The sequence below is a fragment of the Arthrobacter sp. NPDC056493 genome, assembly GCF_042795115.1.
Classification (GTDB): domain Bacteria; phylum Actinomycetota; class Actinomycetes; order Actinomycetales; family Micrococcaceae; genus Arthrobacter.
The window spans coordinates 1-14365 of record NZ_JBHTSL010000018.1 but is presented as its reverse complement, the minus strand read 5'-3'; the positions used below and the strand labels follow the sequence as shown (position 1 = coordinate 14365).

Here is a 14365-nt window from a genome sequence, read left to right as displayed (position 1 = left end):
CCGGCGCGCAGGGAATTCCGCCTGCGTAAGGAATTTTGCGCGTCGCGGGACCGGGTGCGTGTCGTGAGGGTCCTAGCCCGCGAGCACGCCTGCCACTGCCGAACCCACCGCCGCCTTGATCGTGCCGTGCAGCGCGCGGAGTTCATGCCGGTCCGTGCGCACCTCAATGATGGTGCGTCCGGTGAACGGCGCGGCAAGCGCCTCGGCGAGTCCCGCCGTCGTACTCACCGAGCAATGCCCGACGCCGTACGCAGCGGCGAGTGCCGCAATATCCACTGAGTGCGGGGTGCCGAAGAGGCGCTCGACGGCGTCCCCGTAGCCGCCTGCCTCGGCGACCGCACCGTGTTCCAGGAGGCTGAAGATGGCGCCGCCGGCGTCATTGAGGACCACGATGCGCAGCTGCGGCTGCTCCTCGCCGGCGCCAAGGAAGAGGCCGCCGGCGTCATGCAGGAAGGTGACGTCACCAAGGAGGAGGGTGGTTTCCTGGTGGCCGCCGAGGGCGATGCCGGTGGCGGTGGAAATGGTGCCGTCGATGCCGGCGAGGCCCCGGCTGGCGAACACCGTGGCGGACGGCTCGGCGGCGGGCTGGCCCGCGAGGTCGACGTCGCGGATGCCGTTGGACGAGCCAAGGACCAGCTGGCCGCGGGCGTGCTGCCACACGAGGGCGCCGACGGCGGGGCCGGTTGCTGCCTCTGCCGTGGCGAGTATGCCGTCGACGGCATGCTGGGCCGCGGCGCCAGCGAGCAGCCACGCGTCGAGCCAGGCGGACGAGCCCCGGCCGGCGAACTCCGCGAGTTCGGGCAGGCTGGTGATGGGCGTTTCCCGGCGTCTGCCTGGCTCGTACCAGGCCACCGGCACCGGCTCATAGAGGGCCGCCGGGATGTCCGTCCGGGCCAGCAGCGCCGACACCGGCCGGGAAAGCGTGGGGCGGCCGAACACCACCGCACGTTCGATCGGCAGCGCCGAGTCCGGTCCGAAGTGCTCCAGCAGCAGGCGGTACGGCCCCACCGCGTTGGGGCCGAAGCGGGAGTTGGACGACGGCTCTGCCAGCAGGGGCAGCCCGTGGGCGCGGGCGAAAGCCTCGGCGACCGGACCGGCGTCGTGCCCGGCCAGGACCACGGTGCGCCTCTCGGGGAGCTCGGCCGGGGCGGGATCGAGGGTCATGGTGAGCGGTTCGGTGCCAATCCGGAAGGTCCCGTGGCCGCGTTCTTCGGGCAGCCGCTCCCCCGCGTCGGGCACCAGGGGATCGCGGAAGGCAAGGTTCAGCTGCACAGGTCCCGGCGGCGTATCCTCGAAAGCCCCGGTGGCGGCGGCGAGCGACGTTTCCACCGCGCGCTGCGGACTCTCGCCGGCGGGAACGTCGACGGCGAAGCGGACGTGCTCACCGAAGAGGTCCAGCTGGATGGTGGTCTGGTTCGCGCCGGTTCCGCGCAGTTCCTCCGGCCGGTCCGCCGAGACCACCACCAGCGGGACAGCTGCGTGGTTGGCCTCCATAACCGCGGGGAGGAGATTCCCGACGGCGGTCCCCGACGTCGTCAGCACCGCTGCCGGCGCACCCGTGGCCAGGGCCAGGCCGAGGGCGGTGAAGCCGGCCGAGCGCTCGTCAATCCGGACCAGCAGCTCGACGTTCCCGGCCGCCGAAGCCTCCGCCAACGCATACGCCATGGGGGCGGACCGCGAGCCCGGCGCCACCACGACGTACCGGACGCCGCCGTCGAGCAGCGACGCGACGGCAATCCGCGCGGACGCCACGGACGTCAGCGTAGGCCCGGGCTTGGCCGTGGACGCTGCGGGTTGGGCAGTGCCAGCGGGGTCTGCAGGGGCGCCGGACGGCTCAACAGAAGAGGACTCAGGCTCAGCGGCAGCGGGGACGGCAGGCTCGGCGGGGTCGTGGGAAGTCACCGAACCAGTCTGCCACCCCCAACCCTTCCTCACCTCCTGCCGCCTCACCCCCAACCCTTCCTCACCTCCTGCCGCCTCACCCCCAACCCTTCCTCACCTCCTGCCGCCTCATCCCCAACCCTTCCTCACGTTCTGCCGCCTCACCCCCAACCCTTCCTCACCTCCTGCCGCCTCACCCCCAACCCTTCCTCACCTCCTGCCGCCTCATCCCCAACCCTTCCTCACCTCCTGCCGCCCAGGGCCAAACGCGTCCTCACTTTCCCAAGGAAAATGAGGACGCGTTTGGCTAAAAGCGGCAGGATCTGATGGATCGTCGGGGAAAACCCGACCGGATGTGAGGAAGCGATTGGGGCGTCGGCGTCAGAACGAGGCGGAGCCTAGGCGCGGAACACCTGGACCACGGCCGGGCGGGGAGCGCGGACCTGGCCCGGACGGGGAGTCGCGCCGGCGGCAACGTAGTCCGGGAAGTAGGAGTGGGGCGCCTCGAAGGTGCCCTCCTCGCCAGGGTGCTGTACGGAGACGAAAACGCTGCGCTCGGTGTCGTGGACGATCGGTCCGCAGGTTTCTGCATCGCGCGGCACGGCGAGGAACTGCTCCACGCGGCCGCGCTCGGGGCCATCCAGGGTGACCTTGAACAGGCCGTCGGCGTTGCCGATGCCGGAGGGGGCGCCGTCGGTGGAGATCCAGAGGTTGCCCACGGAGTCGAAGGCCAGGTTGTCCGGGCAGGAAATCGGCGAGACCTTGTCAGCCGGGAAGCCGGAGAAATAGGTGACGTCGCCGGTGGAGGGATCGCCGCAGACCATCAGCAGGTTCCAGGTGAACCGTGTGGAGGTCTGGTCGCCGGTTTCCGTGATTTCCACGATGTGGCCGTCGCGGTTTTCGTTGCGCGGGTTGACCTCGGTGGCGCCTTCCTTGCCCGCCTTGCCGCGGTCCGAGTTATTGGTGCAGGCGACGTAGACCTTGCCCGTCCGGAGGCTGGGCTGGACATCCTCGCAGCGGTCCATCTTGGTGGGGCCCACCTTGTCCGCAGCCAGCCGCGTGTACACGAGCACATCCTCGAGGGACATCCCCGCAACCATGGACTTGCCGCCGACCACCAGGGGCAGCCATTCGCCGGTGCCGTCAAAGGAGCCGTCGGACGGAACGGAGCCCATGCCGTCGATCTCCGCGGCTGGGGCGCTGCCGGTGAACTTGGCAACGTACAGGTCGCCCTCGGAGAGGAGCGTCATGTTGTGCTTGCGGTCGCCCTCGCGGTACTTGGCCTTGGAAACGAACTTGTAGAGGTAGTCGAAGCGCTCGTCGTCGCCGGAGTAGGCCACCACGTGGCCGGACTTGGCCACAATCACGTTGGCGCCCTCGTGCTTGAAGCGGCCCAGGGCAGAGTGCTTCTTCGGCGTGGAGGTCGGGTCGAACGGGTCCACCTCGACAATCCAGCCGAAGCGGTTGGTTTCGTTTTCGTAGCCGGCGTTATTGGCGTTGAAGCGGGGGTCGTCCAGCTCCCACTGCCGCGCCGTGGCCTTGTTGGTGAGCCCGTAGCGCTTGTCCGAGGCGGACGTGCCCGGCGCAACGAAGTAGCCGTTGAAGTTTTCCTCGCCCGAGAGGATGGTGCCCCACGGGGTGGTTCCGCCGGAGCAGTTGCCCAGCGTGCCGCTGATCCAGCGGCCCTCGGGGTCGGCCACGGTCTTGACCAGGTCCGAGCCGGCGACGGGGCCGGTCAGCTCGTAGTGAGTGCTGTTCAGGTAGCGGCGGTTCAGCGGGGCGCCCTGGACGTAGCTCCACGGCTTGTTCTTGTTCTTGCGCTCCAGCTCGACGACGGTCAGGCCGTGGGCGGCCGCACCCACCGCACGCTTCTGCTCGGCCGGCATACCGGCCGGGAACATGATGTTCTCGTTGGTGTATTCGTGGTTCGCGAAAAGCAGCGCGCGCCTGCCCTTGCTGCCGGGGATCTCGAGGATGTCCGAGTAGTCGTTGTTGTAGCCGAACTGCCGCTCCTGGGCTGCGGCGGTCTGGTTCTCCAGCTCGAACGCGGGGGCGTCCCTGAAAATCGGATCGCCCCAGCGAATCACCGGCTGCCAGGTGAAGCCCGCCGGCACCGTCAAGGCGTCGACGTCGGACGCAACGGCGGGGATGGCAGTGAACTGCAGCTTGGACGCCCCCGGGCCAAAACCGTTCTTCGCGGCGGCAGACAGTCCAGCTCCGCCGTCGGCGACGGCCTTCTCGCTGGACATAACGCCGCTGCCAAGTACGACGGCGAGGGCACCGGCGGCGCCGAAGCCCAGGGCGGCGCGGCGGGACAGCGTGGTGGAGGCAATGTCGCGGAAGTAGCTGTTGGAGCTCGTGTTGCAGACATCGCCCGCGCAGGCGTTGTCGCACTTGAGCGCGCAGGTAATGGGGCTGCGCTTGCCTTTGGTGTGGCCCAGCATGGGCAGCAGGGCGAACTTGCGTCCGGAGATTTCAGACATGGGAGAGAGACCTTCCAAGGGTTTAGATGCGGCACCGCCACCCTTCCATCGAAAGCGAACCGGAAGCCGACACTCAGATGAAGATCCGGTGAACTCGGGCCCTGGTGAGGAAGCGCCGGGGAAAAACCCACAGGAGGTGAGGAAGCGTCGGGGGAAAACCCGCAAGAGGTGAGGAAGGGTCGGGGGAAAACCCGCAAGAGGTGAGGAAGCGTCGGGGAAAGCTAGGCCGTGGCGGGAAGCAGCGCGTACGCCCGGCGGAGCCGGGCGAGCCACCAGTCGCGGCGTTCGGGCGGGGCGGCGTACTGCTCAAGCAGCTCCTCGTTGGCGACGGCATCACGCAAGGTGATGGCGCCGTCGTCGGCCACCAATGGCTGGGCGGTGACGTCCGCGGCGAGCAGCGAGACCGTTCCCAGCCCGCAGGCGTACGGCAGTTCCGGCAGCGCGGCGGCGAGCGCGAGCCCGGCCCGGATCCCCACTGACGTGTCGAGGGCGGAACTCACTACGGCGGGCATCCCCGCCTGGGCGACCAGCTCCAGCGCGCGCCGGACTCCCCCCAGCGGCGCCACCTTCACCACGAGGAGATCTGCGGCGCCGGCCCGCGCCACCTTGAGGGGATCCTCCTCCTTGCGGACACTTTCGTCGGCCGCGATCAGCACCGGCACCCCCGCGGCACGGAGCCGCCGGCGCACCTCAGCCAGGCCCTCGATCGCCGGCACCGGCTGCTCCGCGTATTCGAGCCCGGCGTCGGCCAGCCGGGTCAGTGCCGCTACCGCAGCGGGAACGTCCCAGCCGCCGTTGGCGTCCACGCGGATGGCGGCGTCCGGAAGCTCCGCGCGGACAGCGGCAACGCGGGCGGCGTCGTCGTCGAGCGTCTGCCCGCGTTCTGCCACCTTGACTTTGACGGCGTCTACGCGGCCGAACCGGTCCAGTATCTCCGGCACCCGGCCCGCCTCGACGGCGGGCACTGTCGCATTGACGGGGATGCTGGTCCGCAGCGGCTCAGGGAAACCGTGCCAGCCGGCTTCGATGGCCGCGGCGAGCCAGCGCGAGGCTTCGGCGTCGCCGTATTCAGGGAAGGCGCCGAACTCGCCCCAACCCAGCGGGCCTTGCAGGAGCAGCGTTTCGCGTTCCAGGATCCCGCGGAACTTCACGCGCATGGGCAGAACCACCACGCGGGCGCTTGGCAGCAACTCCTCGAGGGGCGGGTACTGGAGAGGCATGAATTCACTGTACCGGCGGCAAACTGCGCCGGCCCCCACTCCATTGGAGGGGCCGGCGGCCTTGGGACCCGGATGGGGAATGCTGCTCGGACGGAAGTTACCCCGAGGGCACCGGTTCCGGCTCGTGGTCGAAGGAGGCCGGAACCCTGGCGCTGCCGACCCCGAAGCGGGCAATTACCGTGGTCCCCTGGCCGGGGGCAGACATCACCTGGAGCGTGCCGCCGGCCTCGCCGATGGTGTCCTTCATGATCCGCAGGCCGAAGTGCCCCTCCGGTGACCCCTCGCTCTGGTCGAAGCCGCAGCCGTCATCCTGGATGCGGATCTCCGCACGGTCACGGTCCTGCCGGAGGTGGAGCTCGGCCCTGCTCGCCCTGGAATGCTTGGCGGTGTTGGCCAGGGCCTCACGGGCCACCCGGTAGAACAGCGCCGCGCGGTCCCGGTCCAGCTCGCACTGCTCCGGCAGATCGAGCTCAAGGCTGATCCCGCGTTCCTCGAGCGGGTCGCCGAGCCGGGCAAGCGCCCCGGAGAGGCCCAGCCGGTTCAGGTCCGGCGGGTACAGCTCGCTGGTCATGGCCCGCAGGCTGCGGACGTTGTCCTGCAGGATCCGCCGGGCGTCGGAAAACAGCGCCCGCTGGCCCACCGGACTGTGCAGTTCCTCGGACTCCATTACGTAGGACAGCCCCGAGAGCTCCTGGATCACTTCGTCGTGCAGGTCCCGGGCAATGCGCTGCCGCTCCAGCTCGGAGGCTTCGATGGCCCGGCGGAGCAGCCGGCTCCGGCCGGCTTCGTAGGCCTGGATCCTGCGGGCCAGCTGGACTGCGGGGAACAGCTGCGCCAACTGCAGGACGGCCAGTGACAGCAGGAACGGCGGTGCCATGCCGAACAGAACGGAAGCCTGCTCCTGGCGGACGCCGTCGTCGTCGTAATAAGTCTCGAAAACCAGCTTCTGCCCGTCGGGGGCCGTGACCGGCACGTAGACCTCTACGAGCTCGCCGTTTTCGACGTTGGGCGTGTTGACCTCGTCCTTCTGCGTTTCCAGGTTGGCGGGGACGTCACCGCCGTCCAGGACCTCCTGCGCCTCGTGCGGCAGGTCGAACTTCTTGCCGATCAGCTTCGAGTCTTCGGAGTAGACGATGCGCCCGTCCTTGTTCCAGAGCCTAATCTCGAAGACCGACGTGTCGTCCATCCAGGGACGGAGGCGCTCGTCGAGCCGTTCAATGGCGGTGGGGTTGCCGGACAGGACTTCCTCGTCCAGGAGCGGCCCCACCACGTTGTTGGCCAGGTGGTCGGTGGCCTCCTTGGAGTTCTCCAGTGCGTGGCGTTCAGCCTCGGACCAGATCCAGAAAGCCACCGGGGTGGTGACCACCACCAGGGCAACCAGCCCCATCAGCAGGAACCGCCGGACGGCCTTGAAAACCTCGGAATTGTGGTTGGCCGGCGATTCGAACGGGCGGGACAGAACAGGTTTGCGGAGCGGTGGCCTAGCCATGGCTCGGCTGCTCGAGCATGCCGCGCCGTGACGCTTCCATGACCGATTCGAGCTGCGAGTGGGTTCCGAGCTTGGCGAAGATTGCCTTCACGTAGCCGCGGCAGGTGTTGAGGGAGATGTCCAGCTTGCTGGCCACTTCCTTCGAGCCGTGGCCACCGGCCATCAGCCGGAGCACATCCAGTTCGCGGGGCGTCAGGACGGGTCCGCCCGGCTCCACTTCGCGGGCGGCGGGGGCCGGAGCGGGGGTGGACATACCCAGCTGGGCCACCAGCGAGGGATGGACCACCATGTTGCCGGCCCGTGCGTAGCGGAGGGTGTCCAGGAGGGTGGACAGCGATCCGCCCTTCGGCAGGAAGGCGCAGATGCCCATCGAGGCGGCGGTCCGCAGCGCTTCCGGTGTCGGGTCGCCGGTGAGCATGACGATCCGGGTGTTCGGGGCGTCGGCCAGGATCCGGGCAGCGGCGGTGAGGCCGTCGCCGTCGGGCAGGTGGAAGTCCATGATAACGACGTCGGGCTTGAGTGCGATGCTCTGCTCCACGCCGCTCTTGGCGGTGGTGGCCGAGGCGACGCTCCGCAGGTCGGGCTCGCGGTCCAGGGCTGCGGTCAGCAGTTCGGTGAACGTGCTGTGGTCGTCGATGGTCAGGATGCTGATTTCCCGCGTGATCTGCGATGTTGCCGGGATGGGAGCATCAGAATCTGAGAGGTCCATTTCATCCTCGCTGGCGGCCGTTGCCTGCAGCAGCCGGGCGTGTGCTTCACGCAGCGGACGTCCGGGGAGGCAGCCGATCTCCTGGTCCATGACCCGGCGGCACCGTCCGTAGGCGCGCAACGCTTCCATGTACTGCCCGGATTCCTCGAGGCCCAGGACCAGTGCGGTCCAGGCGCGCTCGTTGATGGGATCGTCCACCAGCAGTTCGCTGGCCAGGGCCACCGCCCGCTCCGGGTGTCCGACGGCGACGGCGGCTTCCGCTGCCCGAGCCTTGATGCTGGCGACGCGTGCGGAGTGAAGAGCACGCTCCTCCTCGGCCCAGCCGGCCAGCAGCTCGTCACCGAGCAGCGGCACCGACGCGATGTCGAGGGCCTTCTCGAGCAGCCGGAAGGACTCCTCCGGAGAGGCATGCCCGGCCTGCTTGAGCAGGTCATCGAAGCGGTCGAGGTCAAGGTCCACCATGCTGCGGTCGATCATGTAGCCGCCGGTGACCGTGCGGAGGGCGCCGCCCTTGCCGCTTCCGGGCTGGAGGTGCCGGCGCAGCACGCTGACGTAGCTTTCCAGCGTGGACAGGGCCTCAGCCGGCGGCTGGCCGTTCCACAGAACATCGATCAGGTGGTTCTTGGAGACCGGGGTCCCCAGCTTGAGCAAAAGGATTTCAAGGACCTGGCGGGGCTTGGGACCGCCAAGTTCGTGGGATCCGATGACCACGCCGCCGCGGCGGACACGGAGTGGACCCAGGATGTTGATGGACAACTTCGTTGTTGTGCCACCGGCTTCTTCCAGTGAGTTAGGAAGGTACTCGTCGTCGTTGACTCTCCGGGACCAACGAGTATCTTCTGCAACCGTCTGAACCATTTGTCTGCACCTACTATCCCCATGACCTGCATTCCCCATGAATGGCTTGGATTCATACTTGTCACTCAGGCAAGTAGGGGCACGAGTAGCGAGTACTCGAATTTCGGCGGCGGCACTACTTGGTTGCTTTTGCATCGAGCCACCCACCACTCGGCTGAGGCGGCCCGCGGCTCCCCCGAAACCGGCCGGGAGGACGGCAGCGGGGTCCGGAAACACCAAGTTTTTCCCAAGAACCCGGGGCTACATTCGTATTACCGCAGTTAGAGCGGTACTACTGCGATCCTCGTCCCAGGAGGACCGCCGAATCAGCATGAAACGGGTGATCCAATGAGGCGGACCATGGGCGGGCCGGGTACAACCAAGTACTCCGAGTACCCGGCAATGAGCGTCTTTGCCGGCCGCTCCGGATTTCAAAAAAATTCTGCCCGGCGGGCGTTGCCGTGCATCACATTGCGGACGCCACAGATTAAAAGACGCCGGGCAGTCCCATGAATGCGGCCGGCGCATTCCGCACGGAGGTCCATTCCGTCCGCTTCCGGTTGCTGGCCACGCTGCTCGTCTTCATGGCTGTGGGCCTCTTTGTGGCCGGCGCGGCCACCCATGCCGCCCAGCTGAAGAGCCTCAACGACCGCGTCAACGCGGAGCTGCAGCTGCCGCGCAAGAACCTGGACGAGCTTGCCAAACAGGGCCGGCCGAATTTTGGCGGCGCCGCGTACACCACCCTGCACGACCTTTTTACAACCTATCTGCGCAACGGGGCTCCCGGCGGCTACGAGTCCGTGATGACCATGCTCCGCGGGGGCAACGTCATCCTGCCCAAAGGGGACCAGCCGACCAACCTGAACACGGCCGGCGTCACCGACCACGTCTGGAGCTGGAGCGTGGCCGGACAGACCGTGATGCGCGACATCGACCTGGACGGCCGGCAGGTCCGCCTGGCCATTACGTCCGTTTCCCTGGCCGGCGGCCGCCAGGACCAGGGCCTGCTGATCGCCTCGAGCGAGATCGGCGCCCAGCGCGCCGAGGTTTTCGGTTCGATGTGGACCTTCGCCCTGGCGTCCCTGGCGACGCTCGCGCTGACCGGCTTGGTGGGCTACCTGGTCACCGGGCGGTTGCTGCGTCCCGTCCGGCGGCTCCGCGAGGCCACGGAGGCCACCACCTTTGAGGACCTGACGAAACGCGTTGAGGTGCCGGACAGTACGGACGACGTCGCCCAGCTGGCCATGAACTTCAACCGCATGCTCGAACGGCTGGAGTCCGGCTTCGACAACCAGCGCCGCTTCGTCCACGACGCCAGCCACGAACTGCGCACCCCCATGACCATCATCCGCGGCTACCTGGAGCTGCTTCGAGCCGAGGATCCCGACGACGTCGACCAGACCCGCATGCTGCTCCTGGACGAGCTGGACCGGATGCAGGTATTGGTGGATGACCTGCTGATCCTTGCCCGCAGCGGCCGCCCGGACTTCGTGACGCCCACCTGGGTGGAGGCTGACGACCTCCTGCAGGACGTCCTGAACCGGGTCCGGGTCCTCGGCGAGCGCCAGTGGCATCTGGACGCCAAGCCCGGCGGCCTGATCCGCGCCGACCGCCGCCGGCTCACCCAGGCGCTGGAGCAGCTCGCCGCGAACGCAGTCAAACACACCTCCGAGTCGGACCGGATCTCCGTTGGCGGGGCTTGGGTGGAGAACGACGACGGCGCCCCCCAGGGCGGTCGGGCGGTGGTCGGGCGGGAGCTGGCAGGCTCGGCATCCCGGCAGCTGGAGATCTGGGTGTCGGACACCGGCACCGGCATCCCGGCCGACGACCATGAGCGCATCTTCGAGCGCTTTGGCAAGGGCAGCAACTCGGCAGCCTCGGAGGGTTCGGGCCTGGGGCTGTCCATCGTGAAGGCCATCGCGGAGGCACATGGCGGCATGGTGCTGCTGGAGTCCGAGGAGGGCAAGGGCAGCCGCTTCGTGATCCGAATCCCTTCCGGCGGCACGGACGCTGGCGGTGAAACGGATGATTCCGCAGCCGAGGACGCCGCCGGCCTAAGCGGCAGCGAAGGCGCTGCAGCTACGGGCCCCGCGGCCAGGGGCCACGCTGATAAGGGCCCCGCTGTGAGGGGGCCGGCAAAAGGTCCGCGACATAAGGGAACGCACGCTGCCGGCGCCAAACCAAAGCCGGCGGGACCGGCGTCGGACATTGAATTGGCCACCCGGGCGGGAGGCTCGCCTTGACACGGATCCTGATCGCCGACGACGAGCCGCGCATCGCAGCCTTCCTCGCCAAGGGCCTCACGGCGGCCGGCTACACCACCACCCAGGTCTCCGACGGGGTGAAGGCACTGGATTACGCCACGTCCGGGGAGTTCGACCTCCTCATCCTGGACATCGGCATGCCGAGGATGGACGGGCTCACCGTGCTCAAGAACCTCCGCGACATGCACTCCACGATTCCGGTGATCATCCTGACGGCGGCGGACAGCCTGGAGAGCACGGTGACGGCGCTCGACGGCGGTGCGGACGACTACATGACCAAACCATTCCGGTTCGAGGAGCTGCTCTCCCGCATCAAGCTCCGCCTCCGGGGCGCACAGGCCGTTTCCGCGGCCCCGACGTTCGTCTGTGGCGACCTGTCGCTGGACGTGAACCTGCGCACCGCCGAGATCGGCGGCCGCGTGATCGACCTGTCCGCGCGGGAGTTCGTCATGGCCCGGACGTTCATGGAGAACGCCGGCAAGGTGCTCAGCCGCGAGCAGCTCCTGAGCCGGGTGTGGGGCTACCACTTCGAGGGGTCCTCCAACGTGGTGGACGTATACGTGCGGTACCTGCGGCACAAGCTGGGCCAGGACCGCATCCAGACCATCCGCGGCGTGGGCTACCGCCTCGTCAGCCTGACCGGCCCGTCCCCTGCGGCTCCCGGCGATGCGGCCGAAGATGCAGCCGGCGATGCAGCCGGGGCCGCTGATGATGCGGAAGGCCACGCGGTCTAGGCCTTGCGGGCCGCATCTGACGCTTCCCGTTATCCGGCCCGCCGGGCCGCATGAGAAGACTCTCATCCGCGTCTCATCCCTGCCTCACCTTCACGCCTCAAAGTTGTTTCACGAAGGAGGTGTGGCAGGGCGATGAAGAGTTGGTCGTTGCTGAGCATTCCGCTGGTGGGACTCGCCAGCTTCACCGTCTGGGCGCAGGCTGTCACCGGGGCGCCGACAGGTCAGGAACCCGGCGTAATTGTTCGCGATCCGGGCCCCCGCGACTCGGTCCTCAAATTCGACGGCTCCACTGAAACCCCGCGGCTGTCGCCGCTCACCAACCCCACGGCCACGCCCAAGACCTCGTCACCGGCGCTCAAATCGGCGCCGCTGAATCCTGCCACCTCCTCGCCTCATTCCACGAAGGCAGCAGAACCGGCACCCGACGACCCAGCCAATTCCAGCGAAGACCCCGACGTAACGTCCGATGATTCCGGCGTCGAGGTCGTGGAACCGGCCCAGGTAACTTCCCCAGCAGCGGAACCCACTGACGATTCAACGTCCTCGAGCCAGCTCGATGGCAAAGGCGGTCTCTCCGGCACCAACGGTCTCTCCGGCACCAGCGGCAGGAGTGGCAGCAGCAATGAATAATCGCACGCGGCGGCAACCCGATGAAGCAGTTTCCCCCCGCAAAAAGGAGCCAGTGATGCACACGGAATTCCGCGATCTGTATGAACCCATTCCGCCGGAGCGATGGGGCTCCACGGTTGACTCCGCGTATGGCCAGCCGACCACGGTGATGGTGGACGACTCGGAACTCCATCAGCAGGTCCTGGACATCATCCACAACGTGCTCGCCACAGCCGATCCGCGGTCCGACGTCCGGCGCCGGCTCCTGCGCCACCTTGCTGAGAACCCCGGGCATCCCGAACAGGCGCTGCTGGACCACCTGCGCGACAGGAACCGGCGCGGCGGCCGCTCCCCGCGCGATAGCCGGGCTTCAACGGTCGATCCGCACGTCTAGCCGACGAAAAACGCAGCTCCCGCTGCCCCACAGACCGGGTACCCGCCGCGGCACGGGTACCCGACGCATGTCCGGCCCGGAATGGTTTTCCGGGCCGATTGTTTGGGCACCGCAGGAGGACCGCCCTTGACGGCCCCGTCAGAAGAGCAGCAGCACGAAGCCGCCGACGGTGCTCACGATGCCCACACCGGTAAGGATCCAGCCGAGGATCAGGATGAGGTTGTCGTGCTTCGGCGGTTTCAGGCCCCACCGCGAGGGGTGGCAGAGGTCGTAATGGAGCTCCACGGTGGTACCGGCCTCCAGGCCCCGCCCGACGTCGGAGTCCACCAGGGTCTGGCGCGGGACGTTCGCCTGGTCGGTCCACCGGAAGCCGGTGAAGCCGCCGGCCGTGTAGACCTCTCCCGTGGTTTTGGTCCAGGCGCAGCGGCGCCGTTCGATAACCAGTCCCCAGACGAGCAACGGCACGCCGGGGAGGAAGCCCACCCACGTCATTATTTCCAGGATGGGGCCAAGTACGTCCGCAATACCGCCCATGCACCAACTTTAGCGGCCATCCAGCGCCAGCACGGAGCGTCAGCTGCCGGTTTCCTCCGGCTGCTCGCGTGCCCATTTCACGTCCGGGGTGTCGCACTGCTGCGGGATGAAATCAGAACGCACTCACCAGGCAAGCAGGCGACTCCCAGCAAACTGTGACACCCTTGTTACGATGACTTTCCAGCTCAGGGACCCCCGCCGTAAGAAGCAAGGCCGCCAGCAGCAGGGCGGTCAGAAGCCGCGCCGCCAGCCGGCAGCCGGACGGATGCGCCTCGCAGCGGGCACCGGCTTCCTCTTCGCCGTGGCCACCCTGGCCTGCGCCACGGGCCTCGCCGCCACCTACTACTACTTCGTCCGCACCACCACGGGCCAGTTCATCGACGAGTCCGCGCTGGTGGAGGCCGTGGAAATCCACGGGCCCGCCGGCAAGGTGACCACCCGGTTCCTGGACTGGCTGCCCACCATCTCCCTGGTGATGGCCGCCGTCGTTGTTCTTTTGGTGACGGTAATTCACCGCCGGTGGCGGGCCGCGGGCATTGCCGTGGCGGCGTGCGTCGCGGCGAACATCGCCACGCAGGTGCTCAAGGACCTCCTGCCGCTGCGGCCTTTCCGGGGCGTCGAGACGCTGGAGCTGAATTCGCTGCCGTCCGGGCACACCACGCTGGCGGCGTCCGCGGCGGCGGCCGTGTTCCTGATGGCGTCACCGCGGTGGCGTCCGCTGGCCGGCTTTGTGGGCGGCACGTTTGCCATCGCGTCCGGCATGTCCACACTGGTGAACCAGTGGCACCGGCCGGCGGACGTGGTGGCGGCGTTCCTGGTGGTTGGCTGTTTCATGATTCCCGCGGGCTGGCTGATTCTCCGCAACGACGGCCACGAGTGGAACGTCTGGGACGGCTTCGGCGGGCACTGGGGTTCGGCCCGGCTGTGGATCGGGCTGCCTGTGGTGCTGGGTCTGGCCTCGGCCGCGGTGTCCGTGTATTCGCTGGTGATGATCGTGCCGGGCATCGGCCAGGAGGCCAGCACCACCAACTACTTCTGGGCGGGCATTTCGCTGATCGTGATCGCCGGGTACCTGGCCACCGTGGCCACGACCTCGCTGTTCGCGTATGCCGTCCGGCGCCGGGACTAACCAAGGCGCCGGCCCCGCCGTCCCCGCCCCACCCAACTAGGTCGCAGATCAGGGCGTTCCCAGCGCTGGGAACGCCCTGATC

11 protein-coding genes are annotated in these 14365 nt (G+C 68.1%); 5 read left to right on the top strand and 6 right to left on the bottom strand.

Annotated features, from left to right (window positions below; genetic code table 11):
- Nucleotides 1–72 precede the first annotated feature (72 nt).
- The 5 genes from menD to ACFQ50_RS09820 form a co-directional block, all read right to left on the bottom strand.
- Nucleotides 73–1902 carry a 2-succinyl-5-enolpyruvyl-6-hydroxy-3-cyclohexene-1-carboxylic-acid synthase gene (gene menD, locus ACFQ50_RS09840; RefSeq protein WP_377995343.1) on the bottom strand — a complete coding sequence of 610 codons (1830 nt, stop codon included), beginning with the start codon at nucleotides 1900–1902 and terminating at the stop codon, nucleotides 73–75.
- A 377-nt stretch (nucleotides 1903–2279) separates the two neighbouring features.
- Complete coding sequence (locus ACFQ50_RS09835; RefSeq protein WP_377995342.1) at nucleotides 2280–4364, bottom strand: PhoX family protein; 2085 nt, start codon at nucleotides 4362–4364, stop codon at nucleotides 2280–2282.
- A gap of 221 nt (nucleotides 4365–4585) precedes the next feature.
- Entirely contained in the window at nucleotides 4586–5584 is a 999-nt protein-coding gene (locus ACFQ50_RS09830; protein ID WP_377995341.1) for an o-succinylbenzoate synthase, read from the bottom strand.
- Between the two features lie 97 nt (nucleotides 5585–5681).
- Entirely contained in the window at nucleotides 5682–7073 is a 1392-nt protein-coding gene (locus ACFQ50_RS09825) for a sensor histidine kinase (RefSeq protein ID WP_377995340.1), read from the bottom strand.
- Nucleotides 7066–8538 (bottom strand): BTAD domain-containing putative transcriptional regulator, encoded by a 1473-nt coding sequence (locus ACFQ50_RS09820; RefSeq protein WP_377995339.1) that lies wholly within the window; start codon nucleotides 8536–8538, stop codon nucleotides 7066–7068. Before ACFQ50_RS09820 ends, ACFQ50_RS09825 begins: the two co-directional genes overlap by 8 nt.
- Nucleotides 8539–9128: 590 nt before the next feature.
- Here ACFQ50_RS09820 and ACFQ50_RS09815 point away from each other — a divergent pair.
- The 4 genes from ACFQ50_RS09815 to ACFQ50_RS09800 all read left to right on the top strand — a co-directional run bounded on the left by ACFQ50_RS09815 (nucleotide 9129) and on the right by ACFQ50_RS09800 (nucleotide 12620).
- The gene (locus ACFQ50_RS09815) at nucleotides 9129–10862 is read left to right on the top strand and encodes a sensor histidine kinase (RefSeq protein WP_377995338.1); all 1734 of its coding nucleotides are present in this window, start codon (nucleotides 9129–9131) and stop codon (nucleotides 10860–10862) included.
- A complete protein-coding gene (locus tag ACFQ50_RS09810; RefSeq protein ID WP_377995337.1) occupies nucleotides 10859–11617 on the top strand; it encodes a response regulator transcription factor in 759 nt (252 codons plus the stop codon). Before ACFQ50_RS09815 ends, ACFQ50_RS09810 begins: the two co-directional genes overlap by 4 nt.
- Nucleotides 11618–11749: 132 nt before the next feature.
- Nucleotides 11750–12247, top strand: a complete 498-nt coding sequence (locus ACFQ50_RS09805) for a hypothetical protein (protein ID WP_377995336.1) — start codon at nucleotides 11750–11752, stop codon at nucleotides 12245–12247.
- A 55-nt stretch (nucleotides 12248–12302) separates the two neighbouring features.
- Entirely contained in the window at nucleotides 12303–12620 is a 318-nt protein-coding gene (locus ACFQ50_RS09800) for a hypothetical protein (RefSeq protein WP_377995335.1), read from the top strand.
- A 138-nt stretch (nucleotides 12621–12758) separates the two neighbouring features.
- Here ACFQ50_RS09800 and ACFQ50_RS09795 read toward each other — a convergent pair whose 3' ends face one another.
- Nucleotides 12759–13154 carry a hypothetical protein gene (locus tag ACFQ50_RS09795; RefSeq protein ID WP_377995334.1) on the bottom strand — a complete coding sequence of 132 codons (396 nt, stop codon included), beginning with the start codon at nucleotides 13152–13154 and terminating at the stop codon, nucleotides 12759–12761.
- Between the two features lie 172 nt (nucleotides 13155–13326).
- Between ACFQ50_RS09795 and ACFQ50_RS09790 the strand changes: the two genes are divergently transcribed.
- On the top strand, nucleotides 13327–14283 hold the full coding sequence (locus tag ACFQ50_RS09790) for a phosphatase PAP2 family protein (RefSeq protein ID WP_377995333.1): 957 nt from the start codon (nucleotides 13327–13329) through the stop codon (nucleotides 14281–14283).
- The last annotated feature ends 82 nt before the right edge of the window (nucleotides 14284–14365 follow it).

What these genes read in the sequence shown, in the direction of transcription:
- ACFQ50_RS09800 (WP_377995335.1), top strand. Translation starts at nt 12,303, where the DNA reads ATGCACACGGAATTCCGCGATCTGTATGAACCCATTCCGCCGGAGCGA.
- ACFQ50_RS09790 (WP_377995333.1), top strand. Translation starts at nt 13,327, where the DNA reads ATGACTTTCCAGCTCAGGGACCCCCGCCGTAAGAAGCAAGGCCGCCAG.
- ACFQ50_RS09835 (WP_377995342.1), bottom strand. Translation starts at nt 4,364, where the DNA reads ATGTCTGAAATCTCCGGACGCAAGTTCGCCCTGCTGCCCATGCTGGGC.
- ACFQ50_RS09825 (WP_377995340.1), bottom strand. Translation starts at nt 7,073, where the DNA reads ATGGCTAGGCCACCGCTCCGCAAACCTGTTCTGTCCCGCCCGTTCGAA.
- ACFQ50_RS09805 (WP_377995336.1), top strand. Translation starts at nt 11,750, where the DNA reads ATGAAGAGTTGGTCGTTGCTGAGCATTCCGCTGGTGGGACTCGCCAGC.
- ACFQ50_RS09830 (WP_377995341.1), bottom strand. Translation starts at nt 5,584, where the DNA reads ATGCCTCTCCAGTACCCGCCCCTCGAGGAGTTGCTGCCAAGCGCCCGC.
- ACFQ50_RS09815 (WP_377995338.1), top strand. Translation starts at nt 9,129, where the DNA reads ATGAATGCGGCCGGCGCATTCCGCACGGAGGTCCATTCCGTCCGCTTC.
- ACFQ50_RS09795 (WP_377995334.1), bottom strand. Translation starts at nt 13,154, where the DNA reads ATGGGCGGTATTGCGGACGTACTTGGCCCCATCCTGGAAATAATGACG.